The sequence below is a fragment of the Leptolyngbya sp. CALU 1928 genome, assembly GCF_056784215.1.
In genome coordinates this window covers 3270472-3296860 of record NZ_JBXBCE010000001.1, presented here as the reverse complement: position 1 = coordinate 3296860, position 26389 = coordinate 3270472, and the positions used below count along the sequence as shown (strand labels likewise).

The following is a 26389-nucleotide window of genomic DNA, read 5'->3' as shown; positions in this document are numbered from 1 at the left end:
CCTGGGCTGGCGACTGACCTATGAGCCACCCATGCATACCTCCCCAATTGGCGAAAATGCAGCTTGGCGGGGCAAAGTGCAGACGCTGAAAAAATTGGTTGAGGTTCTTTAGAGTAACAGGATGTTAGAGCATTGAAATTGATTCAACCGCGAGTAATGCTGCCAGCGATGCAGTCGAGAAACTATCGACTGTATTTTATGGGACAGGGTCTTTCTTTGGTTGGCACCTGGATGACCCAAGTAGCGACGGTTTGGTTGGTCTATCACTTAAACCCATCTGCCTTGCTATTAGGAGTAGTCAGTTTTGTTAGTCAGCTCCCCAATTTCGTTTTGGTTCCGTTCGGGGGGGTGTTGGTTGATCGCTGGAACCACCACCACACCCTATTGATTACCCAAACACTATCCATGCTGCAATCGTTTGCCTTGGCGATTCTGGCACTAACTGGAACAATTCAAATCTGGCATGTGATTGTACTCGGATTGTTTCAGGGCATGGTCAATGCGATCGATGCGCCTACCCGCCAAGCGTTTGTGCCAGAGATTGCTGAGCAGCGAGAAAATCTAGGGAATGCGATCGCGCTCAATTCTTCCATGGTGAATAGCGCCAAGCTGATTGGACCTGCGATCGGTGGAGTGTTAGTGGCAAGCGTAGGCGCAGGCTACTGCTTTTTGATCGATGGCTTTAGTTACCTGGCTGTTCTTGCCGGATTATTGGCAATGCAGCTAAAACCCAGTCCCATCAAGCAGCTTCATCAACCCTTGCAGTTGACCGCACTCTGGCGCAACCTGAAGGAAGGCTTTGTTTACGCCTTTAGTGATCCTCCAATTCGCTCCATTTTGTTGCTGGTTAGTTTAGTCAGTTTTCTAGGCATTAACTATGCAGTCGTATTACCCGTTTTCACGGCTCAAATTTTGCATCAGAACGCTCACACCCTGGGCTTATTAATGGCAGCCTCTGGAGTCGGGGCACTGGCGGCAGCGATGTATTTGAGTCTGCGTCAGGGAATCAAGGGTCTTGATCGCTTGATTGCGATCGCGCCTGCGATCGTGGGTGCCAGCATGATTGCCTTCTCCATATCACGCATTATCTGGCTTTCTGCCCTATTGTTGGGACTGATCGGGTTTGGTACATTACTACAAAACGCTTCCAGTAATACGATTATTCAAACGCTTGTCGATGATGATAAGCGAGGTCGAGTCATGAGCCTTTATTTAATGGCTTTTTTGGGTATGATGCCATTTGGCAACCTGCTTAAGGGGAGTTTAATCAGCGTCATCGGCGCTCCAGCTACGGTTGCGGTGAGTGGAGGTGTTTGTATTCTGGGTGCCATCCTATTTGCCCGTCAACTTCCAAAAAGTGGCATATGCGCCCCTTGATCAACTCTCAAAGCTTGATTTGCCAAGACTCTTTCCCCTGATCGACATTGCTCACAACGCAACCCATCGTTTAACGAAACTGGAAACAGTGGAAGGGCGAGTAGATTGTCAACTTTGACAGAACACTAGCCCCCCATTCCTAACTCCACATTTCTAATTTCTCGCGACTCCATCTTGACGGGCGGCGCGTTGAACGGCGGCGGAGACGGCAGTTGCTACGCGCTCATCAAAGACGGAAGGCACGATATATTCAGGGTTGAGATCGGAGGGTTTGACAAGTGCCGCGATCGCTTGGGCTGCCTCCAAATACATGCTGGTGGTAAAGGTTTGGGCGCGACAATCGAGGGCACCGCGAAACAGTCCTGGAAATGCCAGCACATTGTTAATTTGGTTGGGGTAATCGCTGCGCCCCGTTGCCATCACTGCCACATCCTGAGTGATCAGTTCGGGCTGAATTTCAGGAATGGGGTTTGCCATGGCAAAGACGATCGGATCTGTTGCCATAGATCGCACCATTTCAGGAGAGACCACTCCTGGCGCGCTCACCCCCAGAAACACATCACTGTCCTTCATGGCATCTGCCAGTTTGCCGCCTTGCTCTACGGCAAATTCACGTTTTTGGTCGTTGAGATCGGTGCGATCGCGGGAAAGGATGCCTTTGGAGTCACACATGCAGATATGCTGGGCATCTGCTTTTTGTAGCAACCGGGCGATCGCCACCCCCGCTGCACCTGCCCCGTTAATCACAATTCGCACCTCTGCCATTTGCTTTTTCACCACCTTCAAGGCATTGATCAGCGCTGCCAAACTGACGATCGCGGTGCCGTGCTGATCATCATGAAAGATAGGAATATTCAGTTCGCGCTGGAGCCGTGCCTCAATTTCAAAACAACGGGGCGCAGCAATGTCTTCCAAATTCACGCCGCCAAACACCGGGGAAATTCGCTTCACGGTTTCCACAATTTCATCGGTGTCTTGGGTCGCCAGACAAATAGGAAACGCATCCACACCCCCAAATTCTTTAAACAGCATGGCTTTCCCTTCCATCACGGGTAGAGCGGCTTCTGGTCCCAGATTGCCCAAACCCAGTACGGCACTGCCATCCGTGACGATCGCCACCATATTTTGCTTAATCGTCAAGTTATACACTTCTTCAGGATTTTCCGCGATCGCCGAGCAAACCCGCCCCACTCCCGGAGTATATGCCATTGCCAGATCTGCCTGTCCTCGTAGCGGAATCCGACTTTCTACCGTAATTTTGCCACCTCGATGAATGGTGAAGGTGCGATCGTAGACATTGATTACCTTGGTTTCTGGCAGTGCCTTAACCGCTTCCACAATCGTTTCAGCATGTTCAGTACTGGCACAATCAACCGTAATATCCCGCATGGAAACCTGACGAGTTTGCTCAATCAGGTCAATTTGCCCCATACTGCCGCCCAAAGACGAAATCGCGGTCGTCACGTTTGCCAACATGCCGGGACGATTGGGAAACTGAAAGCGAATCGTCAGACTATAACTAGAATTGGGGGTCAGTGTAGGTGTCAGGTCTGTCATGGTGCCTCGTTATGGATGGAGCCGTGCTTTAAGAGCAGTTAAGAATTGGCTCAATATGCCAAACTCTAAACGCTCTTTGATTGTTTAGCTTAAAAAAATATAAATCCTGCAATTGTACTCAGTCACACCAACCGCTCAAGCAAATGTGAAAGTTCAGCGCAAAGTCTCAAACTCTTCCCGATTTTGCAGATTAAGCGTGAAAAAAGAATAAACTGATCGCCGCTCTCTTCCCACATTTATCGATCAACTAGCTATCTTGAACAGAGCAGGGAACAATATTATCTAGCGCACAAAATTTCATTGATACTTTGAGTTTTTATGATACAGGTTGGTATTTTGCATTCTTTAACTGGCTCAATGGCGATTAGTGAAGCCTCGCTGGTGGATGCGGCTCTGATGGCGATCGCCGAAATTAATCAGGCGGGGGGTGTTCTAGGTCAGAAGATCGCACCGATTGTGGAAGATGGAGCCTCCAATGAAAAAACCTTTGCCCAAAAAGCCAGAAAGCTGCTCCAGCAAGACCAAGCTGCCACACTATTTGGCTGTTGGACTTCTGCCTGTCGCAAAGCCGTAGTACCTGTTTTGGAAGAGCTTAACGCCCTGTTATGGTATCCCCTGCAATATGAAGGCTTAGAAGAATCCAAACATATTTTCTACACCGGATCATGCCCCAATCAACAGGTCGAGCCTGCCCTAGAGTGGCTGGTAAAATATCATGGCAAGCGGTTTTATTTAGTGGGATCAGACTATGTATTTCCGCGCACGGTGCATAAAATTATTGATGCCCAAGTGAAAGGATTGGGGGGCACGGTGCTTGAAGAAGCCTATGTACCTTTGGGCGGCAAGGATTTTAGCCAAATTCTCGATCGCATTCTGCATCTACAGCCCGATATCATCTTCAACACCCTCAACGGCGACAGCAATTTGGCATTTTATCGGCAGTATCACCAATCAGGAATTCAGCCTGCTCACATGCCAGTTATGGCGGTCAGTGTTGCTGAGCCAGAACTCCAAAGCATTGCCATCGAAGCCGCAGGCACCTACGCCAGTTGGAGCTACTTCCAAAGTTTAGACACGGCTCAAAATCGGCAGTTTGTCCAAAATTTCCAGGCGCGGTATGGAGTTGATCGCGTCACCAGCGACCCGATTGAAGCAGCTTATACTCAGGTGTATTTATGGAAGCAAGCCGTAGAAGCTGCGCGATCGCTGGAGATTAACGCCGTCCGAGCCGCTGCCATTGGGCAAACTTTTGAAGCCCCCGGCGGTTTAGTTCAAATTGATGAAAATCAGCACCTTTGGAAGGATTGCCACCTGGGAAAAGCACAGCCTAATGGACAGTTTGAAATTGTGCATCTGAGCGATCGCCCGATTCAACCCAAACCCTGGCTTGGCATCAAGCAGTTAGCCGATCCGGTCATGCGTGACTTGCTGGTCAATCTTCTTGCAGAAGTGCCCCAAGCCGTGCAACATATTTCACAATTGGAGCAAAAATCTCAGGAACTAGAAACAGCCCTAACCCAATTGCAAAGAGAAACCACAGCACGGCAAGAAACGGAAGCCGAACTACAAACTATGTTTACGGCAATGAATGATTTTGTGGTGGTTCATGATGAGCAGGGAACATATCTCAAAATCCTATCTGCCCAAGCTAGCGTTTTATACAAGCCAGACATCGATCGCCTAGGCAAAACGCTTCATGATATTTTGCCGGAGGAACAGGCAGATGATCATCTGCATCATATTCAACAGGTTATCCGAACTCAGCAAGCAGTCAATGTTGAATACCAATTACCCATTCAAGGCGAGATCCGCTGGTATTCTGCCCATGTTGCGCCGCTGACAAAAACCACGGTCATCTGGGCAGCGCGAGATATCAGTGACCTCAAACGCGCCGAGGCGGGATTACGCCAAAGCGAGAAGAAAAAGCGGGCGTTGCTGGAGATTATTCCTGATTTAATGTTGCAGATCAACCGGGAAGGCGTTTATTTAGACTTTATTCCGCCCACTAATTTCAACGTGGTGGGGGAAGACTTGATTGGCAAAAATGAATACGGAGTAATGCCGCCTGAGTTTGCCAAGCAGCGGATGCACTATGTGGAAAAAGCGCTGCAAACTGGCGAACTACAACTGTTTGAATCTACCTTGGAAGTGAATGGGGTGCTCCAGTATGAGGAATCGCGCATTATTCCCTATGGAGAAAATGATGTATTCGTGATTGTGCGAGATGTCAGCGATCGCAAGCGATCGGAGCTTGCCCTAACTCAGGCACACGCAGAAATTGTGATACTGAATGAGCAGTTGAAATCAGAAAACCTGCGGATGGGTGCGGAGCTAGCAGTCACCCGGCGGCTACAGGAAATGGTGCTGCCGCGAGAAGCGGAACTGCAAGCGATTTTACCTCTGGATATTGCGGGATTCATGCAATCTGCTGAAGAAGTGGGCGGTGATTACTACGATGTTGTGCAGCACAACGGCAAAATTCGGATTGGCATTGGCGATGTCACTGGGCATGGATTGGAAAGCGGTGTGTTGATGCTGATGGCACAAACGGCTGTGCGAACTTTGATTGCTAATGGGGAAGAAGACCCGATCAAGTTGCTGAACACCATTAATCGCACCCTGTATGACAATACCCGTCGAATGAAATCCTACAAAAATATGACCCTTTCCCTGCTGCAATATGAAACGGGGGTGTTGAACCTGAGCGGGCAGCACGAAGATGTGATTGTGCTGCGAACCGATGGCGCGATCGAAAGTATCGATACGTTTGATCTGGGGTTTCCCTTAGGATTGGAAAAAGATATCAGCGCCTTCGTTGCCCAAACCAACATCCAGCTTAACCCTGGTGATGTGGCGGTGCTATACACCGATGGGATTACGGAAGCAATGAATATGCAGAAAGAACAGTATGGTTTAGATCGTTTCCACCAGGTGCTACAAAATAATCGCGATCGCCCTGCCACCGACATTCGTCAGCGCGCGATTCAGGATGTCATGGCGTTTGTGGGCGATCAGCGCGTATTTGATGACATCACTTTACTGGTTCTCAAGCGCCGTTGAGGGGCTAAGGATTTCATAAAGTGTAATCAAGGCTGAGTTATCGAATTCGCCTTTGCCTTGAGCGATCATTGCATTCATCAATTCAGCCACTTGAGCCGCGCCAAGTAGGGGCAGATTTAGCTCTTTCCCCGTTTGTAAGACGATGTTCATGTCTTTGCGATGCAGGTTGAGCTTGAAACCGGGTTGAAAGGTGCGATCGATCATTCGCTGACCGTGAACTTCCAATACTCGACTTTGGGCAAAGCCACCCATCAACGCATTCCGAACTTTTACCGGATCAACTCCTGATTTTTTTGCCAGCGTCAAAGCTTCTGCAACTGCCTGCACCGTCATAGCGACAACAATTTGGTTGCAGGCTTTGGTCACCTGTCCGGCTCCCGCCTCGCCGATGTGAATGATATTTTTGCCCATGGCTTGCAATATGGGCAGAGATCGCCTAAATGCCGCCTCATCGCCGCCCACCATAATTGACAACGTGCCCTGCTGTGCCCCAATATCGCCACCCGAAACCGGGGCATCTAATGCAGCAACTCCACTCAGTTTCAGAGCCTCGTAAAGTTTGCGAGAGGTCGTCGGGGCGATCGTGGAGTGATCCACATACAGCATTCCAGGACGAGAGCCAGACAAAATTCCGTTTTCGCCCAACACCACCGCTTCCACATCGGGCGAGTCGGGCAGGCAGGTCAGCACCACATCAGACTGTTGTGCAACTTGGCTAGGACTAGTTGCCAGGTGTGCCCCTACTGCTCCCAGTTCATCCATTGCCGCCCGACTGCGATTAAAAATGGTGACAGCGTAGCCCGCTTTAAGCAGATTTTTCACCATGGGTTTGCCCATCAGTCCTAGTCCAATAAATCCGATGCGTTCCATGGAGAAAAAATAGTTAAGGACAGCCAATAGAGGCGCAATCATAGCCTAGTTCAAGCAAAATTTTAAGTAAAAAATTAAACATCCCATGATCTTCACTGTGAGTTAAAAAGAACCAATAATCCTCGCGCATCCTGTCATGTTAGGATCTATGGAAATTCTAAAATTTGTACAAGAGGTTATTCATGCAAGCAGCGCTGCTCTTAGCAAAATTGCCCGAAGCTTACGCGATTTTCGATCCATTAGTTGACATTTTGCCGATTATTCCAGTCTTTTTCTTGCTGCTGGCGTTTGTCTGGCAAGCGGCGATCGGTTTTAGATAACTCTGTTAGCGACCAATTTTTTTGAAGAGCAGATCATAATCTGCTCTTTTTTATGGGCGATCGCCCGCAAGATCATCCTACCGATACAAACGTTTCTCAAATTCAATGGCACACTGAATAAAGTCAACTCTTTCCTAAAAGCGTCACAATTCAGATGCGATCGCACTCTGGATCACAAAAGTTTTATTCACTTGTGAACGTTGCTGTTTTCGATAGCATCTCAATAGCAATTGTTTCCAGATTCAGTAAGCTTATTTCATGCTTGAACTTTTAGCGGTACTCTCTGCCTCTGCTGCTGCTGGGTTCCGTCTTGCCCTGCCCTTACTGCTGATCGGCTTGCTTTACGGCGAGAGCTTATGGTCGCAGGTTCCTATTCTGTCTGGAATGAATCCGTCATTTGTTCTAGGCGTTCTAGTCGTCTGGTCATTGCTTGAAATATTTGCCTCCAAAAATCGCTCTGGTCAACGATTTTTGCAAACGGTGCAACTGATATTTAGTCCAATCGTGGGGGTTATTATTGGGGTTGCGATCGCCCGGATTACCATTAAACCCGAATGGCTAGTCTGGATATTAGGATTTACTGGTGGAGTCCTAGCCCTAGTTCTACAGCTTGTTCAAACAGGATGGATCTATCGGCTCAGACAGGTTCCAGTATGGGTTATTTTTGCCCAAGATGCTCTCTGTATCGCCCTCGTATTCCTTGCCTTTGATGCCCCCAAACAGGGAGGGCTGATTGCCTTGCTGCTTCTATGGCTTGCCATTCGTAGCTCTAAAGAGTGGCACCACTGGTATACCCAACAATCAGGCTCAAGGAAGCAAGCAAAACCTAGGGATTATAAGCAAGACCCCGATTAACAGCCCTGAAGATAGTGCAGAGTTCTAGTAATTCAGAGTGTCGGCGTTGCTGAATGATGAATGGACTGATTCAGCAACGCTAAATTTTCAGTTGTCAAAGACTTATACAAACTGCAATTAGCGTTTTCTAAAGCAGTCCGATCGCATGTAAAAGTCCTCTTCCAGTCACTAATTCAATAATGACAGCGATAATTCCTAGCATTGCCAATCGCCCATTCCATACTTCGGCAGAAGTGGTCAAACCCATTTCCCATCGCTCTTGAGGATATAGCTTGACGTTTTCAATTTGCATTACGTCTGTCAACTTGCGGCTAGGGGCAGCTAAGGCATCGGTGACTAAAGTTGCTAAATCACTAATAAATACAGGATGAGTATCTAAAGCAGGCACTCGATGAAAGTTTTCAATCCCTGCCTCTTCAGCTAATTCCCGATATTCAATATCAATCTCTTGCAATGTTTCAATATGCTCAGAGACAAAGCTGATGGGCACCACTACGATATCTTTCACGCCTTGAGTTGCTAGCTCTTTTAATGCATCATCTGTATAAGGTTGCAGCCATTCGACAGGTCCCACTCGACTCTGATATGCCAAAGTGTGAGGATTGGGGCGATTTAAAGTTTTTATAATTAGCTGGCTGCACGCTTCGATCTCACGCTGATAAGGGTCGCCCACTTCCTCAACATAGCTAACTGGAACCCCGTGGGCACTGAAAAAAATATGCACCTGGTCAGGATTTTGAAACTGGTCTAGCTGTTGGGCAATGAGTTGCGCCATGGCTTGTAGATAGCCAGGACTGTCGTACCAAGAAGGAATCACCGTATGGTCAATCGCCCGAAGTTCTGGGTCATTTGCCATAATTTGCTCTAGCAACCGGAAACTAGAGCCGCTGGTGCTTATGGAAAACTGAGGGTACAGCGGTAATATAACGAGTTGCTCAACGCGATCGCGCTTAATTTGAGCAATGGCTTCTTCGGTAAAAGGATGCCAATAGCGCATTCCCACATACACTGTCGCATCTTGCCCTTGTTGCTGAAGCTGAGCTTGAAGCGCTTGAGCTTGTTCATCGGTGATCCGACGCAGTGGAGAGCCGCCGCCAATTTGTTTATAGTTTTCTTGAGATTTTTTTTCGCGGGAGGTTGAAATGAGCCACGCTAGAGGTTTTTGCAGCCAGGGAAATGGTAGTCGAATAATTTCAGGGTCGGAAAATAGATTAAACAAAAATGGACGAACGTCTTCCAACCGATCGGGTCCGCCCAAATTTAGCAATAAAACTCCAACTCGACCCATGACTGCAACGACTTCCAATTTTTTAGATTTGTAACTGATTTTAACAGCAAGGTAGAAGAAAGTGATTAAAAGATAGGCTAAACTTCTGAGAAACCCTAATGTAACTGGCTATAGCCATTTTTCATTTTTCAGTGTGAGATAGGCTGCAAACCTTCATATCTCTTATCTTTCGACATACAACTTGATAAACTTGGCAGTTTCGTAGTTTCAAGACCTGACCCGCGATCGCAATGGATTCATCAATCGACAGCAAAATTGCTCAAATTAATCAGCGCTTTAAGCTTGCCCAACTAGGGCTGCAAATTGAGTGTCGTGGGCAAAAGCTAGGACTACGAGGAACACTGCCACCGCGTCCGGGGAGCGATCGCCTAAAGCCTCACCAACAGAGACTAAGCTTGGGCTTCCCTGCCAATGCCACTGGATTAAAACAGGCTGAGCAGGAAGTAAAAGTGATTGCAGGGCAACTGATTGAAAATCGGTTTGATTGGCGTAACTATGTGGATGGAGTCGGCTGGGGACGGCTGGATCAGTTAGGGCTAACACAGCAAATTCGAGCCTTTGAACGCTACTTTAAACAAGATCCTAAACGCTCAGGCAATCCTACCTCCACTCAGACAACTTGGGATTTTGCCTATGCGCCTTATCTGCGAAAACTAGAGGCGATCGCCGAAGCAAATCCTAGCCTTAGCCTGGTAGAAGCCATTTACGCCACCGTCCGCACCACTGAAGTCAATAGCCGCAGTCGCCAAGTCTGCTGTACTGCACTCACCGCGTTTACTGGATTTATTCAGCTTGCTTTACCCGAAGATCTGAAAAACTACTGGGGTAGCTATGGCACCACCCATACTCAGGTGCGCGAATTGCCCCCAGATGACCTGATCCTGCAAACCTGGGCAGCGATTCCCAATCCCCACTGGCAGTATGTCTACGGCATCATGGCAACCTACGGACTGCGGAATCACGAAGTTTTTTTCAGTGATTATTCTGCCCTGCAAAATGACTCAGAGCCAACAATTCAAGTTCTCAGCACCACTAAAACCGGAAGCCATGAAGTGTGGCCCTTTCATCCTGAGTGGATTGAGCGATTCAATCTTCGAGCAGGCACTCTGCCGCCGATTCAAACCGATTTAACGAAAACAACGCTTCAGCGAGTTGGGCAATTGGTCAGCGTCCAGTTTCGCCGCTATAACCTGCCCTTTTCACCCTACGATTTGCGCCATGCTTGGGCAGTCCGAACGATTCACATCGGCTTGCCAGACACTGTTGCTGCCCGGATGATGGGTCACTCGGTTGGCGTTCATACTCGCACTTATCATCAGTGGATGACTCGCCGCGACCAGCAGCAGGCAGTGGATACCGCGTTGGCTCGTAGGAGATAAAACAAGTTGAAAAATATTTAATTCCATCGATCCGAATTGCTGTTCGTCAGAGTCCCGATGTTTTTGAAAGTGATCGCAACGTCATGACTCAAAAGATTGAAGTTGCTCTGAAAGAGTTTGGTTTATACTCAATTTCTTCTCAATGGCGATCGCTCTACACGATTGTGTAACATCCTCTGCCAAAAAATGATCCAGAAACAGAGTTAAAAGCCCTAGATCTCCTATTTGAACAATAACCATTAATCACTGAGCCAATAGAAGACGCAAAGAGTGCATCCTAGTTATACAAATTCGCCCTCAGCCCCTAACCCCTGCAAGCCCTTTAGTCTAATCCCAAAAAGAGAGAAGGGGAGTCAGGTCTTCTCAGACTATGTGGAGTAGATGTCAAGCGCACAAATAATTTTCAGGCAGATAATAAAGCTCCAACACCTTTTGTTAACGACTTAATCGTTGATCTTCGGCGTAAATATGAAAACAATTTAGATCCTCCAATATGGAGATTTATTCATAAAAAACAGTACTAACTAAGTTTTTGGAAAATCTAATTCACTCAAGCTCATAGGTTCAATCTGTTGATAACCGAGCCTTTATTACCTGATTCATGGAAATGGACTGAATCTTCATGCCCAGCGATCGCGAATTGTGTGAGATTAGTCATCTTTGATTCCATTCGTAGACAGATTGGGGAGTAGTATTACTTGATCTGAATTTGCAAGAATTATGTCTACACTGTTGGTCAAAAACATTCACACCTTGGTTACCCTCGATGGGGAGCGACGCGAAATTCGCAATGGTGCCTTGTTTGTGCAAGATAACGCGATCGCGCAAGTTGGCAGCACTTTAGAACTTCCCCAAACAGCCGATGACGTGTTGGATTTGCAAGGGCGATATATTGTTTTACCTGGGCTAATCAACACCCATCATCATTTTTGCCAAGTGCTGACCCGTGTAGTTCCGGCGGCTCAAGATTGTACGCTGTTTCACTGGTTGCAAAATCTCTATCCCATTTGGGCAAACCTGACCCCAGAAGCTATCTATATCAGCGCTCAAATGGCGGCGGCAGAATTGATGCTATCAGGCTGCACCACAGCTAGCGATCATCTTTATATCTATCCCAATGACTGCACCCTAGATGATGAGATCCGGGCGATTCAGGCGATCGGGCTGCGGTTTCATCCCACTCGTGGCAGCATGAGCGTGGGAGAAAGCAAAGGTGGACTGCCTCCCGATTCTGTGGTCGAAGATGAAGCAGATATTCTTAAAGACTCGCAGCGCTTGATTGAGCAATATCACGACAACTCCCGCTATTCCATGCTGCGGATGGCGTTGGCTCCCTGCTCTCCCTTTTCCGTCACGCCAGATTTGATGCGCGAGTCGGCGATCTTGGCGCGTTCCTATCCGGGGGTACGGCTTCATACCCATCTGGCAGAAAATCAATCCGATATCGACTATAGCTTGGCAACGTTTGGCATGATTCCTGGTGACTATGCAGAATCCGTCGGCTGGTTGGGAGATGACGTGTGGCACGCTCACTGCGTCAAGCTAGATGATGGCTCTATTAAAAAATTTGGGAAAACAGGAACGGGCGTAAGCCATTGTCCCTGTAGCAATACGCGTCTTGCTAGCGGGATTGCTCCAATTCGCCAGATGCTCGATGCGGGAGTCCCGGTGAGTTTGGGTGTCGATGGCTCTGCTTCCAATGATGGAGGAAACATGCTGCAAGAGGCTCGAATGGCGTTTTTGCTGGCGCGAGTCCGAGAATCAAATGCGGCAGCGATGACAGCCCGCGACATTTTGGAAGTGGCAACGTTGGGCGGTGCCAAGGTTTTGGGACGCGATGATGTGGGAGCCTTAGCGCCTGGTATGGCAGCAGACTTTATCGCCATCAATCTTGATCGCCCTCAGTTTGCCGGGGCGTTGCATGATCCCGTAGCGGCGCTGATTTTCTGTCAGGCAAATGCGGTCGATTACAGTTTTATCAATGGTAAAAAAGTTGTTGATCAAGGGCACTTAACGACCATAGAACTGGAAACTCTGGTAGAGAAAACGAACGCGATCGCGGAACAATTGATGCACTAATCTATCGTTTAGATCGGTGCAAGTTCCTAGGAGGGCGATCGGATTGAGGGGCTTTTCTATGTCTATCTGCTTAGAACGACTGGGGTTCAGTAAGCTCTCGTCCAAAAGGCAAGAGCGCTAAAACCATGAGTTTGAAATGCTGTTTGGCAAAGGGTAAACCAACGATGGTTATGGCAAGAATGATGCCCCACAGTAGGTGAGATAGGGCAATTCCCCATCCAAAAAACACAATCCAAATCACGTTAAAAATAGTTGTCAAAACGTCACCAGCATGGGGTTTTGCAATCACTTCTTTTCCAAAGGGGGTGAACGTTGCAATTCCTAGATTAATCGCTTTAATGCCAAAAGGAATACCGATGATAGTGGCGCAAATTCCGATTCCACCAATAATGTAGCCGATGCCACTCATAAACCCGCCAAAAATTAACCAGATGATGTTTCCAATTAAGCTCATAGTAACTTTCCTATAAACACGATGATTTCAAGGCAATCGCTGCGATCGCACAAAAATGCTATTTCACAGAATGCCTCCTACTCAATACTATAAGCTGCAAAAATTGTCGCTCATGATCAGAAGACAAGGTTGATTCCATTCCTGTGTCAGGATGAGAGTAGAAATAATGAGTGAAGAGTATGGCAAATCATTCTGTCGAAGATGCGATGAAATCTAAGCCGCCTAAAGCCGAAAAAGTGAAAACCTTGCAGCAGACCGACCCAGAAAAGTATGCCCATTTACGAGCTGAAGCGGCTGCGCCCTATCGAGGATTGCGGAGATTCTTTTATGTTTCCTGTGCCGCATCTGGCGCGATCGGGGGATTTATTTTTGCAAGTCAACTGCTGGCGGGTCGAGGCATAGAAAACACCTGGTTGAATCTTGCAGTGCAGGTGGGGGTGGTGGCATTAATGGCTTGGTTTTGGCGATTGGAAAATCGAGCAGAGCAGAAGGAACTATCAAACCGTGACAAATAGCTAATTGGGCTGATGGTTTTAAAGACGCGATGCTAATTCTCTAAAGTTTCTGCCATCTATCCTTCTTCCACGTCGGTTCGATTAATATAGCCCCACTTGCCATCAATTTGAACACGCGCAAATCCTTCGGCAAAAAGACCCCCATTATCAAATTTAGGTTGCACCACTAAGGTGCCAGCAGGGTTAATGTAGCCCCATTTGCTATTCATTTGGATGGCTGCTAAACCTTGTGAAAAGTTGGCGGCAACCTCAAATTGGGGAGCAATTACCATATTACCTGTAGCGTTAATATAGCCCCATTTCCCGTTCATTTGAACGGCTGCTAAACCTTGCGAAAAATCAGAGGCAAAACTGAATTGAAGTGCAATGATGGGGGAGCCTTGTGGATTAATATATCCCCAGCGATCGCCCATTCGCACTCGCGCTAAAGATTCGGAAAAATCAAATGCGCCCTCATAAATGGGTTTAATCTCAACGGTCTTCGATTTACCTAAATACCCCCAGCGCTTATTCACTCGTACCGGTGCAAATCCTTCAGAAAACTTCCAAGCATCTTCAAATTGAGGGGCGATCGCCATCGTTCCAGTTGGATCAACATAGCCGTATTGATCAGCAACTTTGACAGCCGCTAGTTTTTCAGAAAAGCGATCGGCGAGAATATATTGAGGGGCAATAATAACTTTTCCAGCCTTATTAATGTAGCCATATTTACTGCCAATTTTTACTGCTGCTAAACCTTCCGAGAACTTAGAGATTTTGTCAAAGTAAACGTTCTTAAGCAAGTCTCCTTTAGTATTTAAGCAACTGTAAGCTGAACCTGTCTGGACGATCGCTAAACCTCCAGAAAAGGGAGCCAGCGCACTCATATTTTCAGTAGCTCTAATGACTATTTTTCCAGTCTTGTTGATGTATCCATAGGTATTTCCAACGCTGACGAGCGCCAATCCTTCAGAAAAATCTGAAGCGCTATCAAACTGTGGAAAAATACCCTTCGATTCAATCGCCATCTTTCATTACATCTACAAAGATTGCTCTTGAGCGCCTGACTTGAGGTAAGCAAACACGCTTTTGTCGCCAATATCTGGTGGAATTGGCTGAATCACCTTGCGGAAAGAAAATATGCCAAACAAAATCGCCCAAACAACTAATAAGCCTTGCTCAACGGCAGGCGATAACCCGCCTAACAGATGACCCAACAGTAAAAGCGGCACGAGTGGCATTAATACTTTGGTTTCTAAACGGTTAAAACAGACGGCTTCTTTGAAGAAAATGCCGGTAAGCGCAGCAAAAACGAATCCGACCCCCAAAATAGTCAGAGGATAAGTATAAACAGTGAGGGCAAAAGGTTCTGGGCTGCCATGGGCGATCGCCATCGATGCCAGCACGCCCACTAGCCAAAATACCTGGAGCGCGAGATGTAGTGGTTTGAGATAAATGTGAATCATCCACAGGCTCACACCTAGCCCAAGGCAAAAAATTGAATACAGCCCGCTGACCCAATGCAAACTGGTGGCGTTATTTCCCTGCCAAAGGACTAGCCCCGTTGCGATCGCAAAACACACCGCCGACAGCATCAACCCACCCCGATAAAGAATCACCTCTCGGCGATCGCTTTCTAAAATGGTGAAATCGCCAAACTGACCTTGATAAACAACAGGATCCGTAGAAGAACGCATAAAAGTTAAAGGCTAAAAATTAGGGGATAAATACCGAAAGACGATTGGTGAATGAGAAGAGGTTGCTAATAATTTCAGATGAAAACTGAAACCCGAAAACTGAAACCTAATACTTCGCACTTCATCATTCGCACTTCGTACTTCCCTCCATCCTATCTAACTTCACTTGTACGGGATCTCCGATTTTTAAGTTCAGGAGAGATTGAGCGCTACCGTTGTTAATAGCAATTTCTAGCCAACCGTGACTGCCGATGAGACTGAGGAGTTCTCCGATTGGGCGATCGCCATATGTAAAAGCACTCAGAATAGGCAGGACATTGATCAGGATTGACCAGGGATGAGACAGAGTAGCGGCGGGAATATTGGTGATTACATTACCAAAGTGATCAATGGCTTGGATACAGCCATGAATCGTGTCTTCAGTTTGAAAATAGGGCGGCAACGAAAACTGCACCAGACTTTTAGGTGCGATCGCGGTGCCCAGATCTGCCAAAGGGATACCACTGGCAAGATGAGCGCCCACTGGAGCAAAAATATCGCGTCCATGAAAGGTGCTGCTAGGTTCAGCCATGCGCCAAAACTGAGCATTGGTTAATTCAATGGCGGCATAGGCGGGAAATTGGTCTAACACGCCGCTAAAAATGCCATTGTCGGGCCCGACTAAAAATCCCATCGGTGCCCCAAGCTGTGTGCTAATGGCGATCGCCACAGCCCGACGCTTACCGCCCACACCCGGATCAACGACTGCCACATGAACGGTGCCGGGTGGAAAATAGGGAACGGCTGTCATTAGCGCAAATCTGCCTGACCCGATGTTTTGAGGCGGAATCTGGTGTGTAATATCAATGATCGGGATGACTGGGTTAATCTGGGCGATCGCCCCTTTCATCACGCCCACATAGGAGTCACTCAGTCCAAAATCACTTAGTAACGTAATAATTTGACTCACGGCTCACAGATTATAAAATTTTGGTAACAAACACTACAGTTTAGTTTTTCTGATGTTAAAGTTAAGACATACGCATGAATCAATCGAAGGGAATGTCCATGTTGAACAAAAAACGTCAGGAAATGGCAACAAAAGCGGCGGCGGCTCATCGCGATACATTGCATAAGAACCTGCAACGGCGCTTGGAAGTAGCTAGAGCCAGTGGAAATGAGAACCTGCTTCGTCAATTAGAAGCTGAAGCTAGCTACATCGGTTTAAACTAACTTTTGCTAGTTGTTTTCTTTGTGCCTCAATTCTGTGAATACGTTGATGCCTCGTAACCCTACGAGGCATTCATGCTTTAAAGGAAGGTTGCTACTTTGCCAAACTGAGCTTAACCATTATATTCAGAGTCAATTTCAATATCGAGGGTATCCTCATCGATGCGGACATAAAGATGATTTGGGCGGCAGCAGACCTGGCAATCTTCGATGTAAGCCTGCTGCATTCCGGCACTGAGATCAATAAAAGTTGTGTTGGGTTCACCACAGTAGGCACAATTAAACTCAGCAGTATTTTGCATGAAGATGAGAATGGTTAAAAATTAAATAACAGTGTACGCTGAGCGATCGTTGGCACCAAATCAAAGCTTAGAGTGCTAGCCGACGTTGATCGTGCAGCGCCCTGTGTATTGAACCATCTTCATTGTAAAATGCCAACTACAAACTTTCTTATTGGCTGCGCCCTCTGGGGCTATAAAGGCTGGACGGGTGAGCTATTTCCACCGGGTAGTCCAGCGTCTGAGTTTTTGCAGCTTTATAGTCAGCGGTTTACAACCGTGGAAGGGAACACCACTTTTTATTCTGTGCCCGATGCTAAAACAGTGGCACGCTGGGCAGCAGAAACCCCAGCAGGCTTTCAGTTTTGCCCCAAGTTGCCTAAACAGGTGACTCATGTTGGATTGCTGCAACCCCAAATCGCCCAGACACAGCAGTTCTTCAAACGGATGCAAGGCTTAGCTACTTCCAACGAAACCCGTTTGGGACCGATTTTTGCCCAACTGCCGCCGAGCTATAGCCCTAATAATTTTCAAGATCTGCAAGTTTTTCTAACCGCGATCGCTCGTGAAAAGGTGGAAGTTGCCCTAGAAGTGCGCCACCAGGATTGGTTCAAACCACCTCATGCTCAACGATTAACCGATTTGCTGCACAGTTTAGCAATTGGTCGGGTGCTGCTGGATACGCGCCCGATTTACGAGGTGTCTGATGATCCTCAGCTTCACTCCGATCGCAAAAAGCCCCGTGTACCTGTGGAATTTAGCGTTACAGCCCCTTTTAGCCTAATTCGATATATTAGCCATCCCGATCCAGATACTAATTTGCCTTTTATGCAAGATTGGCTGACTCACATTGATCACTGGTTACGCCAAGGCACCCGAATTTACCTATTTGTTCACTGCCCTCTAGAAGCGCGATCGCCTACCAATGCCCGCACCTTTCATCAGCTACTTGAACAACACGGTGCCCCAATCCCGCCACTTCCTTGGAATACTATTGACCAACCTCCAACCCAGTTAAGTTTGCTGTAATGACAATGAATATCAGCTTGCGACGGTTTGGATTCGGTTGTTTCCTGGTTGGGGCGATCGCGTAGTCAGCGATCGCAGTCAATCAACTCAAGCCACTGAACGACTCAATTATGCATCGTCATGGAAAGGCTACAACAATTTCTTCCAAGATCATTGAAGCGATCACCACCGTTGCGCCTTCTGCAGCTAAGGTGATCGCGGTTGCTTCACCAATCCCTGAGGAAGCTCCAGTGACGATCGCCACTTTACCCGCCAATTAATCCGTCATGCTCGATGTCTCCTGAATTAATTTTCCGGTTTCATTAAGGACACTTGCGATCGATCATGGTTAATTCGCCATCGCTTAGGTAGTGGACTAGACCTGTGGAAATGAGAGAAACTAAAAAGGTCGTTTGCCTAAAGTTTCTGCCATGGTACTTGAACCCGTTGTTTGTCCAAGTTGTGGAAGTAGTGATGTCGTCAAGCATGGTCAATCGGGTGAAGGCAAGCAACGCTACAAATGTCGCAACTCCCAATGTTCTCGCTCTACTTTTATTCGCGACTATCGGTATCGTGGATACCTACCAGAGGTGAAACGGCAAATTGCAGATATGGCAGTCAACGGGAGTGGGATACGAGATACTGCGCGTGTTCTCAAGATTAGCCGCACGACGGTGATTGAAACATTAAAAAAAAGACCGTCATCTTAAAGCAATCAATGAAGCTCGTTTGGCAGAACTTGAACCAACTCAAACGATAGTGAAACTGTGTCAGTGGGAAGATCTGGAGGCTGAAGCTGACGAAATGTGGAGTTATGTCGGTTCCAAGAGGCAGCAACGATGGCTATGGCATGCCATAGACCATGCTACAGGTGAAGTGCTTGCCTATGTGTTGTCCGACCATAAAGATCATGCCTTCTTGCAGCTTAAAGCCTTGTTAGAACCGTTTGGCATTATGCAGTTCTACACCGATGATTGGGGAGCTTATGTTGGCGTAGCCTGCCGGAGGCATTACGACATCTAGAACCTACTTTTCATACCGTTGGCAAACGTCATACTCAGAGGATTGAACGTAAGCATCTAACCTTACGCACAAGAATTAAACGGTTAGTTCGCAAAACGATTTGCTTTTCCAAGTCAGTGTGGATGCATGATGTAGTCATTGGTTTATTCATCAACCGCTACGAATTTGGTTTAGCTATCTGACTCGATCAACAGGTCTAGTCCACCACCGAGCGCGTCAAGTAGTGTGAGATAGGCTCGATCAGTCTCAGCAACTGCGTTCTCGTCGCGGAAAAAATGGGTGTAATACTTGTAGTAAACCGCCTCTGGCTTCTCTGTTTCATAATCCGGCTGATCGATTTGTATCAGGGTGGTTGAACCAATGCCCTTTGTTAATGGCGCGATCGTGACAAGGGGAACTGTCCCAACAAAAACTTTTCCGCTGGGGTTTTGGTTGTTCTCCATGATTGCATCCACTCGATCGAGCAATTCACTGTACTCAGCCTCAAAATCTTTTGGATGCCATAAGTTCCACTGCTCCCGTTCTGCGCGAGGCAGGTGCAGGAGAGGACGATTTGGATCGTTTGGGGTTTGGCTGATATTCAGTCCAAACACTGTACCTAAAGCATTGTTTGCGCCCAACCAAAGCAACACATTTTCTACCCCGGCGGGAGATTGGGCTGCGAATTCCAACCAACTTAGCTGGCTGAAATCATCAAAATGATGATCGAGCGATGGATTGAGAACCTTAAGAGCAGTTCGGTGAAAGAAGGTGTTGGGAAGCGCGAAAATACCGTCTCGATTTTCTCCTTTCGCGTTACTCTTGGCAATTTCTGCTCTGCATAATTTAGGAGTAACCGCCCAGGCATCAGCCACATCAAATCCCTGGACTGATACATTATGAAAGAACTTGACTCCGCTCAGATCGGGTTTGTCTTCAGATCCCTCCCCTCGCTCGTAGTAATCCTCAACTTCATCCAACATTTGATCGAGAACTGGAAGCAATCTCACCCAGTCCAAGGCATTGATGTCCGAACCAAACAGGACTTACGCATGGAAAGGCTGGGGCAAAATAAGGGAACGCTTAAACGAGAAGAATGAGCTTCACTAAACTTGACTACTGTCAATATCTGCTGAGCAGCCCTATCCATTACACGGTGACAAATTTGGCTGACCATCTTGATGGAATTAGCCATGACCGAATCAATCGCTACTTGCGAAGCGAGAAACTGACTCCTCGTCTGTTGTGGGAGAACGTGAAACCATCGCTGCAAGAGTCTGAGAATGCTTATATCCTATTCGACGATACGGTATTGGACAAACGCTATTCGGCATCAATTGAACTGACAAGGCGGCAATACAGCGGCAACGAACATCGAGTGATTCGGGGCATTGGGCTAGTGAGTTGCGTGTACGTCAATGGAGAAACTGGGAAGTTTTGGGTAATTGATTATCGCTTGTATGACCCTGATGGGGATGGACACAGCAAGCTTGACCATGTCGCCCAAATGCTTAATGGAGTGCTCTATAGCAAGCAGCTACCCTTTACAAAGGTGTTGATGGATAGCTGGTATGTGACTCAAAAAATGATGGCGCAGATTGACCAACTGGGGAAGGTATACTACTGTCCGCTGAAAACGAATCGGCGCGTAGATGATAGTGGCGGCACTGCGCCCTATCAGCGAGTGGATGAACTGGGCTGGAGTGACCAGGAGTTAGAGCAAGGCAAGCTCATAAAAATTCGAGGATTTCCTCAAGACAAGAAGGTGAAACTATTCCGGGTTACTGTTTCTACCAACTCCGGCGGAGTTTGTCGTCACAAACGACTTAACTCAATCTTCTACGGATGCGGTTCAAGATGAGTGTGGCATCCGTTGGAAAATTGTAGCTTGCTTCCCGCAGGGTGGAGTTTCACCGTGAACTCAAGCAGTTGACTGGAGTGGAAGCTTGTCAATGCCGTAAAGCGCGGATTCAGCGCAATCATATTGCCTGTGCCTTGCTCGTTTGGGGTCGCCTCAAAGCGATCGCTTATCAGACCAGTAGAACGGTTTATCAGATTAAGCAGGGAATGCTCTCAGATTACTTGATTGCCCAACTCAAGCATCCATCTGTTCAAATGACTCTTGCGTAAGTCCTGCCAAATTTTCTTGCTAGACGACGCAAAACCATTTCAAGGTTGATTGGAAGTCCACCTTTTTCCCACACTTTGGGATAGCTGTAGTCCAAATCGGTAAGTTCCATCGATCGCGCAATCAAAGTGGAATAGCAAAGATCCGTCCGGGCGGCGGCACCAGACATAAAACCTTGAGATACGCTGTCACCGATCGTAAAAAGTTTCATACTTCCTTTCTCCACAATTACTTTTAGTTCAGATTACAAATTCACCCCAGTCATTTTTGCTGAGACGAGTTTTGGGCGATCGCTCTTCCTGATTTTGTAAGGAGCGATCGCAAATTATTCCAACTCCTTTCTACGGAACCACCAAAACTGCGCTTTCCTTACTTTTCAGATGAGTTACTTCCAGCCGAACTCCCAATGGGAAAACATTTACACCTGCAATCACAATTCGGTAGTCAGTGGATGCTCCACCGTGAGCCAATATCAAATTGATTAGATCAGTCATTTTGAATCTTCTGTTGGTAGGTTTATGAGGTGCAATCTCACTCTTTTCCAAACGCGATCGCTTCTTCAATGTTGGCTAGAGCTTTCTGATGGATTTTCTTCGTGGTATTTCAGTATTTTATCTATGACCTTAAAGATCTCTTGAAATTCTTCAAAATTAAAGTTACTAAAATTTTCTAAACCTTGCTCAATATAATCAGCAAAACTATTCTTGGAAAGCGCGACGTTGGTATGGTTTTTATCAAAGACATCACTATCAATAATTTTTAATTGATCGCGTTTGATTCTTTTTTGGTCTGTATTCAAATCTAGTTCTAAGTGCCTACCACTTTTATAGTTAAACTCACTGCTTAAGAATATTCTGCGATCCTCTTTATCTTCTCTTTTAATTTCTTCATCCTTGTAGTAATGCTCAATACATACATCCTTTACATCTTGACGATGGCGAGGAATTGGTATTGCAAATGAATATACTCCCTTTCCCCATACTTTAAAGCCTTGAGCATCATCATGAGCTTTCTTTACATAGTCAGGTTTGTCTCGATCAAAGATTGCAATAATAGGCTCAGACCTCGCTTCTTTGCAGAACTGTTCACACACCTTAAGTAACTGATCATCTCCTTGTCCATCCCTGAAAGCCAAGTTGAATTCATAAAAAATTCCTCTGTTTCTCAGCCACTTTAAAGCAGATTCGAGATGCTTTATATCTGTTTTCCCCTCAGTCCATATGACTGCTTTCTGTATGGTTTTTTCCTGATTATCAAGAAGAATTGTAGGAATAGCTAAACTGAATTTTGAATCGCTCACTAAATCAGGAGCAAGCATTTTCAACCATCTTAAAAAGTTTAAGTAGATTTGATCATCTTTTCCTCTTACCGTACCAACGAAGTCAATTCTACCTCTGATGATTTTTCCAAAAGAGTCTGAATTCCTCTGAAAGCGGTGCTTTTTGTCTTTCCTCCAAAATTCCGCTTCTGTATTTTTAAGACCATATTTTTCCCAGGCATGAAGCACTGCACGGATTTGCCGGATATATTCACGGTTAATATTTAATTTTTCATTTACTGTAATTCCAGTAACTTCTTGGCGCTTATATCTGCTTTGTAGCCTAACTTTTGATTCATTAACTAAAAAACCATTTTCTTCGATAATAGCTTTTAGCTCATCACCTAAAATTGACTTTTCAGCTTCTTTAGAAAACCAAATTAGATGAGATGGAAATCTCGATCTAGACGTAGAAAATGTAATGTCATCCGCATACCTCGTATAAATACACTGATACTTTTTAGCTAAACGCTGTAGCTGAGAATCTAGTTTTGCACAAATCATATTTGAGATGATTGGTGATGTTGGTGCACCCTGTGGCAATTGATTTTCATAGCAGCAGATCTGTGCTAACACTGTTGCAACTTCATCCGTACAGTTATATGGATGACTCCTGAGAAGCCCCCGAACTCTGCCAAAGTTGATAGAAGGGAAAAAATCTTTGAGGTCGATATTTAAAACGTATCGCTGTCTAAGATGTTGCTTTGCGTTGGTAACTATGCTTTTTTCAACTGCAAAACCATGTGTTGAGGGCTTAGGTTTATATACACTCTTAAGTACTTGATTCAATTTCCGTTGAATAATCTTAAGAGGTGTCTTAGGAGCAAGAATTGCTCGACTTCCTCCAGATTTCTTCGCAATTTCAAACGCTGTGTAGGCTTTTTCTTGCGGATAAATGTATAGATGATACCGAAGCTGATAGTCACTAATCTGAAGTAACGCTGCAATATCTTCGCGTGCTTTTAATTTGTAGAAGAGGTCTTCCAGTTCGTCTTCCGAAAGGCTCAGAAAAGTCGTGCCCATTTCATCAAATAAAAATTGAAATGCTAGATACCCGCAACATATTCCAACCTAATACCACCAGGGAAACACCTGGGAAAGTCAATAGCGCGACGTGTATATATGCCGTCCCTTAGAACATTACCGCCGCAGGATCAACAGCGGGAATCAATTTTGTACGAGTACCTAACTCTGCAAGTATAGTCCAAGAAAAAGCTCTTGACGTGGGTTAGTAAAAGTACGCCGAACTCATGGCGCTTTGCAATTAACCCTTACTAGAAAGCTAAAAATCTTGCTTTTTAGCCTTTGAACGCTTATCCGTCTAAGCTCCCATCTTTTCTTATGCCAGCCGGTAGTTGTAATTGAGAGCTGGACAAGTTTTTCACGGTTTCGGCGAGGTCAATACCAGTAGTTTGGCGGATTTGTTCGACGAAGGTAGCGAGTTGGGTGGCGGTGTTGCCATTGCTGCTGTCTACCAGGGTGACGTTTTGCACGGTGACATCAGGAACGGCGGCAGTGAGGGTTTTCAGAAGGGTTTCTAAGCGTTGCAACAGGTATATATCGCGGGCATTGGAACCCGCATCGCGCCACGATTCGGCAAGGCGCAGGGTGCCTCCGGCTCTAGCTTTACCGTCTTCCAGAATTTTGGCGGCGTTTCCTTGGGCTTGGGCGATCGCCTGTTTCGATTGCGCCTCAGCAGGAGCGATCACATCTGCCTGTAACTGCTGTTTCACTTGCTTGATCCGTTCTTGCTGCACAGGCACTTCAGCTTGGATTCGGGCAAGCTCGGAGGCAATTTCAGCGATCGCTTCGGCAATCACGGCATCGCGCATGGTGGTTGCGTCAGTGAGGCGACGTTGGGCATCGGCTTTGGCAATTCCCAGATCGCGATCGAGTCGGCTGAGGGAGGTGATTTTGCTATTTTCCGAGGTTTGAATGGCGGATTCAGCTTTTGCTTGGGCTTCTGCAATGCGGGAGTCCCTTAGCATATCTGCCTGCTGTTTGCGCCCAATCGAGTCGAGATAGCGAACATCATCAGAAATATTTTGGATTTGGAGCGTGTCTAAGACTAAGCCCAATTTTTCCAGGTCGTCTTCGGCTTCATCCAACAAGCTTCTGGCAAAGGCGATTTTGTCTTCATTCACCTGCTCTGGCGTGAGGCTGGCAAGCACACCGCGCAGATTGCCTTCCAGAGTTTCTTTTGCCATCTGTTCAATTTCGGCGCGGCTTTTACCGAGTAGACGCTCGATCGCGTTGTGAATCGCAGGTTCTTCTCCGGCAATTTTAATGTTGGCAACCCCTTCCACCTTCAACGGAATGCCCCCTTTGGAGTAAGCATTGGCAACTTTGAGATCAATAATCATGTTGCTCAAATCCATCCGCAGCGCCCGTTCTAGCAACGGCACTCGCACACTGCTGCCGCCTTTAACCAGGCGATATCCAACTTTACGCCCATTAGCAAGCTCGTGGGAACTTCCGGCAAAAATCAAGACTTCGTTGGGCTGACAAATGTAATAGAGGTTGCGGATGACGAATAAGCCCGCGCCCGTTCCCAAGCCCAAAATTCCCAGTAGGGCAATGATCGATTCAAACATGGTTGCTCCTATGACCTTTGTAGAATGGAAGAGGTATTAATGATTTTTGCGATCGCGCTGGCGGTTGAGGGTTGATGCGACATCAATGCCCAAGGTTTGATCGACGCGATCGAGGAACTGCCGGACAATTTCAGGATAAACATTCATTAGGCTGGCGAGGGTTTTGCCATCGCCGTTGTCGATGACGTTGATGTTTTCCAGATGCAGGCGATTAGGAATCTTGGCAGCTTCTTGCAGCACCATTTCAATTTGCTGAATCAAAAACACCTCTGCCGCATCCACGCCCGTTTTTTGCCACACTTCCGAGAGCATATCGTTCACTAATGCTGATGCTTTGGCGTTTTCTGACAGTTCGGCAGCGGCTCCTTTCGCATAAAAGGTTTTAGCTTCGCGATCGGCTTCAGCGGGTAGCACTTGATCCGCTTCCAACCGCAACCGTTCCAACTCTGCCCGAACCGTCTGAAATGCCTGCTCAGCCCGTGCCCTGGCTTCTTTTTCGGCGGCTTTGGTGCGTTCCTCTTCCGATCGCGCCTTTTGTTCTAATTCAGCTTTCACCTTTCGCAGTTCGTTTTGCCGTTGCTGGATGATAGCGAGGGCTTGAGATTTGGCAACTTGAGACTGCTGCTGACAGTCAGCTTCAATCCGATCCGCCTGACTCACCGCCTCGGCTTCCGCAATTTCGGCATCGCGGATGATTTGGGCAATGCGTTTGCGCCCGATCGATCGCAGGTAGTCCACATCATCCGCCACATTTTGAATCTTAAAGGTATCGAGTTGCAGTCCGAGCTTGACCAAATCACGAGTAACATCTTGAGCAATCCGTTCGGCAAACTGGAGGCGATCTTCATTCACCTGCTCTGGAGTTAGCATGGCAACAACCCCACGCAGATTGCCCTCCAGGGTTTCTCGTGCTACACGGGCGATTTCTGAGCGATCGCGATCCAAAAACCGCTCGATCGCATTCCCCACAATCGCCGGATCACTAGAGGTTTTGACATTAGCGATCGCCTGAATATGCAGCGGCGTACCCCCCTTGGAGTAAGCATTTCTGACCTCCACAGTCACAGGCATACTGGTGACATCCATTCGCTTCACGGTTTCCAAAATTGGAATCGCGATCACCCGTCCGCCAAAAATCACCCGATAACCCACATCTTCCCCTTCCTTGGTGCGGTGCTTGCGTCCTGACAAAATCAAAATCTCGTTGGGGTTACAGATTTGCATGAAGCTTTTAATAAACCAGGCAATCAGAATCACTCCAGCGATCGACAGGGCGATCGCTGGAGCCGTTACCCAGCCACCCTCATTGGTATCCGGCGCAGCGGATGGAGTGGATTCCGCCTGAGCAAGCTGCACCGTCACGAGATCTGGCGATTGGGCGATAGGAATTTGAGAGAGGTAAGGATAGTCATTCATAGTGAG

At 47.0% G+C, this 26389-nt stretch carries 24 protein-coding genes and 2 pseudogenes; 11 read left to right on the top strand and 15 right to left on the bottom strand.

Going from position 1 to position 26389, the window contains the following annotated elements; genetic code table 11:
* The first annotated feature begins 132 nt into the window (after nt 1–132).
* Complete coding sequence (locus AC1S5B_RS15400; RefSeq protein ID WP_482036546.1) at nt 133–1377, top strand: MFS transporter; 1245 nt, start codon at nt 133–135, stop codon at nt 1375–1377.
* Between the two features lie 153 nt (nt 1378–1530).
* Here the strand turns inward: AC1S5B_RS15400 and AC1S5B_RS15395 are convergent, their stop codons facing one another.
* Nucleotides 1531–2934, bottom strand: a complete 1404-nt coding sequence (locus tag AC1S5B_RS15395) for a malic enzyme-like NAD(P)-binding protein (protein ID WP_482036545.1) — start codon at nt 2932–2934, stop codon at nt 1531–1533.
* 318 nt (nt 2935–3252) lie between these two features.
* On the opposite strand from AC1S5B_RS15395, the gene urtA reads away from it, so the two are divergent.
* On the top strand, nt 3253–5994 hold the full coding sequence (urtA, locus tag AC1S5B_RS15390; RefSeq protein WP_482036544.1) for an urea ABC transporter substrate-binding protein: 2742 nt from the start codon (nt 3253–3255) through the stop codon (nt 5992–5994).
* Here urtA and AC1S5B_RS15385 read toward each other — a convergent pair.
* Nucleotides 5971–6906 carry a 2-hydroxy-3-oxopropionate reductase gene (locus AC1S5B_RS15385; RefSeq protein WP_482036543.1) on the bottom strand — a complete coding sequence of 312 codons (936 nt, stop codon included), beginning with the start codon at nt 6904–6906 and terminating at the stop codon, nt 5971–5973. The genes urtA and AC1S5B_RS15385 overlap by 24 nt on opposite strands.
* Nucleotides 6907–7046: 140 nt before the next feature.
* Here AC1S5B_RS15385 and AC1S5B_RS15380 point away from each other — a divergent pair, with 140 nt between their 5' ends.
* Both AC1S5B_RS15380 and AC1S5B_RS15375 read left to right on the top strand, forming a co-directional pair.
* On the top strand, nt 7047–7184 hold the full coding sequence (locus AC1S5B_RS15380) for a photosystem II reaction center protein K (RefSeq protein ID WP_458648423.1): 138 nt from the start codon (nt 7047–7049) through the stop codon (nt 7182–7184).
* A 258-nt stretch (nt 7185–7442) separates the two neighbouring features.
* On the top strand, nt 7443–8039 hold the full coding sequence (locus tag AC1S5B_RS15375) for a DUF4126 domain-containing protein (RefSeq protein WP_482036542.1): 597 nt from the start codon (nt 7443–7445) through the stop codon (nt 8037–8039).
* A 127-nt stretch (nt 8040–8166) separates the two neighbouring features.
* On the opposite strand, the gene hemH is transcribed toward AC1S5B_RS15375, so the two are convergent.
* Nucleotides 8167–9345, bottom strand: coding sequence for a ferrochelatase (hemH, locus tag AC1S5B_RS15370; RefSeq protein ID WP_482036541.1), 1179 nt, complete (start codon nt 9343–9345; stop codon nt 8167–8169).
* 212 nt (nt 9346–9557) lie between these two features.
* Here hemH and AC1S5B_RS15365 point away from each other — a divergent pair, with 212 nt between their 5' ends.
* Both AC1S5B_RS15365 and AC1S5B_RS15360 read left to right on the top strand, forming a co-directional pair.
* Nucleotides 9558–10706 (top strand): site-specific integrase, encoded by a 1149-nt coding sequence (locus AC1S5B_RS15365; RefSeq protein WP_482036540.1) that lies wholly within the window; start codon nt 9558–9560, stop codon nt 10704–10706.
* A gap of 720 nt (nt 10707–11426) precedes the next feature.
* A complete protein-coding gene (locus AC1S5B_RS15360) occupies nt 11427–12785 on the top strand; it encodes an 8-oxoguanine deaminase (RefSeq protein WP_482036539.1) in 1359 nt (452 codons plus the stop codon).
* Nucleotides 12786–12855: 70 nt separating this feature from the next.
* Here AC1S5B_RS15360 and AC1S5B_RS15355 read toward each other — a convergent pair whose 3' ends face one another.
* Complete coding sequence (locus AC1S5B_RS15355) at nt 12856–13239, bottom strand: YccF domain-containing protein (protein ID WP_482036538.1); 384 nt, start codon at nt 13237–13239, stop codon at nt 12856–12858.
* A 179-nt stretch (nt 13240–13418) separates the two neighbouring features.
* Between AC1S5B_RS15355 and AC1S5B_RS15350 the strand changes: the two genes are divergently transcribed.
* Nucleotides 13419–13754 (top strand): DUF3493 domain-containing protein, encoded by a 336-nt coding sequence (locus AC1S5B_RS15350; protein ID WP_482036537.1) that lies wholly within the window; start codon nt 13419–13421, stop codon nt 13752–13754.
* A gap of 56 nt (nt 13755–13810) precedes the next feature.
* Here the strand turns inward: AC1S5B_RS15350 and AC1S5B_RS15345 are convergent, their stop codons facing one another.
* From AC1S5B_RS15345 to AC1S5B_RS15335, 3 genes are all read right to left on the bottom strand, one after another.
* On the bottom strand, nt 13811–14761 hold the full coding sequence (locus AC1S5B_RS15345; RefSeq protein WP_482036536.1) for a WG repeat-containing protein: 951 nt from the start codon (nt 14759–14761) through the stop codon (nt 13811–13813).
* A 12-nt stretch (nt 14762–14773) separates the two neighbouring features.
* Nucleotides 14774–15430: a DUF2301 domain-containing membrane protein gene (locus AC1S5B_RS15340; RefSeq protein WP_482036535.1), complete on the bottom strand. Its 657-nt coding sequence runs from the start codon at nt 15428–15430 to the stop codon at nt 14774–14776.
* Nucleotides 15431–15554: 124 nt separating this feature from the next.
* Nucleotides 15555–16379: an SAM hydrolase/SAM-dependent halogenase family protein gene (locus AC1S5B_RS15335; protein ID WP_482036534.1), complete on the bottom strand. Its 825-nt coding sequence runs from the start codon at nt 16377–16379 to the stop codon at nt 15555–15557.
* Between the two features lie 74 nt (nt 16380–16453).
* Between AC1S5B_RS15335 and pirA the strand changes: the two genes are divergently transcribed.
* Nucleotides 16454–16642, top strand: coding sequence for an arginine synthesis PII-interacting regulator PirA (pirA, locus tag AC1S5B_RS15330; protein WP_482036533.1), 189 nt, complete (start codon nt 16454–16456; stop codon nt 16640–16642).
* 110 nt (nt 16643–16752) lie between these two features.
* Here the strand turns inward: pirA and AC1S5B_RS15325 are convergent, their stop codons facing one another.
* On the bottom strand, nt 16753–16941 hold the full coding sequence (locus tag AC1S5B_RS15325; protein ID WP_482036532.1) for a CPXCG motif-containing cysteine-rich protein: 189 nt from the start codon (nt 16939–16941) through the stop codon (nt 16753–16755).
* A gap of 129 nt (nt 16942–17070) precedes the next feature.
* Between AC1S5B_RS15325 and AC1S5B_RS15320 the strand changes: the two genes are divergently transcribed.
* The gene (locus tag AC1S5B_RS15320; RefSeq protein ID WP_482036531.1) at nt 17071–17946 is read left to right on the top strand and encodes a DUF72 domain-containing protein; all 876 of its coding nucleotides are present in this window, start codon (nt 17071–17073) and stop codon (nt 17944–17946) included.
* A gap of 118 nt (nt 17947–18064) precedes the next feature.
* On the opposite strand, the gene AC1S5B_RS15315 is transcribed toward AC1S5B_RS15320, so the two are convergent.
* Nucleotides 18065–18202, bottom strand: coding sequence for an SDR family NAD(P)-dependent oxidoreductase (locus tag AC1S5B_RS15315; protein ID WP_482036530.1), 138 nt, complete (start codon nt 18200–18202; stop codon nt 18065–18067).
* A gap of 154 nt (nt 18203–18356) precedes the next feature.
* On the opposite strand from AC1S5B_RS15315, the pseudogene AC1S5B_RS15310 reads away from it, so the two are divergent.
* Nucleotides 18357–19130, top strand: a pseudogene (locus AC1S5B_RS15310) (IS1 family transposase).
* Here AC1S5B_RS15310 and AC1S5B_RS15305 read toward each other — a convergent pair.
* Entirely contained in the window at nt 19119–19946 is an 828-nt protein-coding gene (locus AC1S5B_RS15305; RefSeq protein WP_482036529.1) for a hypothetical protein, read from the bottom strand. The pseudogene AC1S5B_RS15310 and the gene AC1S5B_RS15305 overlap by 12 nt on opposite strands.
* A gap of 77 nt (nt 19947–20023) precedes the next feature.
* On the opposite strand from AC1S5B_RS15305, the pseudogene AC1S5B_RS15300 reads away from it, so the two are divergent.
* Nucleotides 20024–21057: pseudogene (locus AC1S5B_RS15300) on the top strand (IS701 family transposase).
* Here AC1S5B_RS15300 and AC1S5B_RS15295 read toward each other — a convergent pair.
* From AC1S5B_RS15295 to AC1S5B_RS15275, 5 genes are all read right to left on the bottom strand, one after another.
* Nucleotides 21039–21266, bottom strand: a complete 228-nt coding sequence (locus AC1S5B_RS15295) for a hypothetical protein (protein ID WP_482036528.1) — start codon at nt 21264–21266, stop codon at nt 21039–21041. The pseudogene AC1S5B_RS15300 and the gene AC1S5B_RS15295 sit on opposite strands and share 19 nt — an antisense overlap.
* Before the next feature lie 130 nt (nt 21267–21396).
* Nucleotides 21397–21549, bottom strand: coding sequence for a hypothetical protein (locus AC1S5B_RS15290; protein WP_458651861.1), 153 nt, complete (start codon nt 21547–21549; stop codon nt 21397–21399).
* A gap of 65 nt (nt 21550–21614) precedes the next feature.
* Nucleotides 21615–23396, bottom strand: coding sequence for a reverse transcriptase domain-containing protein (locus AC1S5B_RS15285; protein WP_482036527.1), 1782 nt, complete (start codon nt 23394–23396; stop codon nt 21615–21617).
* 290 nt (nt 23397–23686) lie between these two features.
* A complete protein-coding gene (locus tag AC1S5B_RS15280; protein WP_482036526.1) occupies nt 23687–24967 on the bottom strand; it encodes a flotillin family protein in 1281 nt (426 codons plus the stop codon).
* A 36-nt stretch (nt 24968–25003) separates the two neighbouring features.
* Entirely contained in the window at nt 25004–26383 is a 1380-nt protein-coding gene (locus AC1S5B_RS15275) for a flotillin family protein (RefSeq protein ID WP_482036525.1), read from the bottom strand.
* Nucleotides 26384–26389 lie beyond the last annotated feature (6 nt).

Excerpts from the sequence above, each read along its gene's own strand:
- AC1S5B_RS15395 (WP_482036545.1), bottom strand. The coding sequence starts at position 2,934 with ATGACAGACCTGACACCTACACTGACCCCCAATTCTAGTTATAGTCTG.
- urtA (WP_482036544.1), top strand. The coding sequence starts at position 3,253 with ATGATACAGGTTGGTATTTTGCATTCTTTAACTGGCTCAATGGCGATT.
- AC1S5B_RS15385 (WP_482036543.1), bottom strand. The coding sequence starts at position 6,906 with ATGATTGCGCCTCTATTGGCTGTCCTTAACTATTTTTTCTCCATGGAA.
- AC1S5B_RS15380 (WP_458648423.1), top strand. The coding sequence starts at position 7,047 with ATGCAAGCAGCGCTGCTCTTAGCAAAATTGCCCGAAGCTTACGCGATT.
- AC1S5B_RS15375 (WP_482036542.1), top strand. The coding sequence starts at position 7,443 with ATGCTTGAACTTTTAGCGGTACTCTCTGCCTCTGCTGCTGCTGGGTTC.
- AC1S5B_RS15365 (WP_482036540.1), top strand. The coding sequence starts at position 9,558 with ATGGATTCATCAATCGACAGCAAAATTGCTCAAATTAATCAGCGCTTT.
- AC1S5B_RS15360 (WP_482036539.1), top strand. The coding sequence starts at position 11,427 with ATGTCTACACTGTTGGTCAAAAACATTCACACCTTGGTTACCCTCGAT.
- AC1S5B_RS15355 (WP_482036538.1), bottom strand. The coding sequence starts at position 13,239 with ATGAGCTTAATTGGAAACATCATCTGGTTAATTTTTGGCGGGTTTATG.
- AC1S5B_RS15350 (WP_482036537.1), top strand. The coding sequence starts at position 13,419 with ATGGCAAATCATTCTGTCGAAGATGCGATGAAATCTAAGCCGCCTAAA.
- AC1S5B_RS15345 (WP_482036536.1), bottom strand. The coding sequence starts at position 14,761 with ATGGCGATTGAATCGAAGGGTATTTTTCCACAGTTTGATAGCGCTTCA.
- AC1S5B_RS15340 (WP_482036535.1), bottom strand. The coding sequence starts at position 15,430 with ATGCGTTCTTCTACGGATCCTGTTGTTTATCAAGGTCAGTTTGGCGAT.
- pirA (WP_482036533.1), top strand. The coding sequence starts at position 16,454 with ATGAATCAATCGAAGGGAATGTCCATGTTGAACAAAAAACGTCAGGAA.
- AC1S5B_RS15325 (WP_482036532.1), bottom strand. The coding sequence starts at position 16,941 with ATGCAAAATACTGCTGAGTTTAATTGTGCCTACTGTGGTGAACCCAAC.
- AC1S5B_RS15320 (WP_482036531.1), top strand. The coding sequence starts at position 17,071 with ATGCCAACTACAAACTTTCTTATTGGCTGCGCCCTCTGGGGCTATAAA.
- AC1S5B_RS15295 (WP_482036528.1), bottom strand. The coding sequence starts at position 21,266 with ATGAAACTTTTTACGATCGGTGACAGCGTATCTCAAGGTTTTATGTCT.
- AC1S5B_RS15290 (WP_458651861.1), bottom strand. The coding sequence starts at position 21,549 with ATGACTGATCTAATCAATTTGATATTGGCTCACGGTGGAGCATCCACT.
- AC1S5B_RS15285 (WP_482036527.1), bottom strand. The coding sequence starts at position 23,396 with ATGGGCACGACTTTTCTGAGCCTTTCGGAAGACGAACTGGAAGACCTC.
- AC1S5B_RS15280 (WP_482036526.1), bottom strand. The coding sequence starts at position 24,967 with ATGTTTGAATCGATCATTGCCCTACTGGGAATTTTGGGCTTGGGAACG.
- AC1S5B_RS15275 (WP_482036525.1), bottom strand. The coding sequence starts at position 26,383 with ATGAATGACTATCCTTACCTCTCTCAAATTCCTATCGCCCAATCGCCA.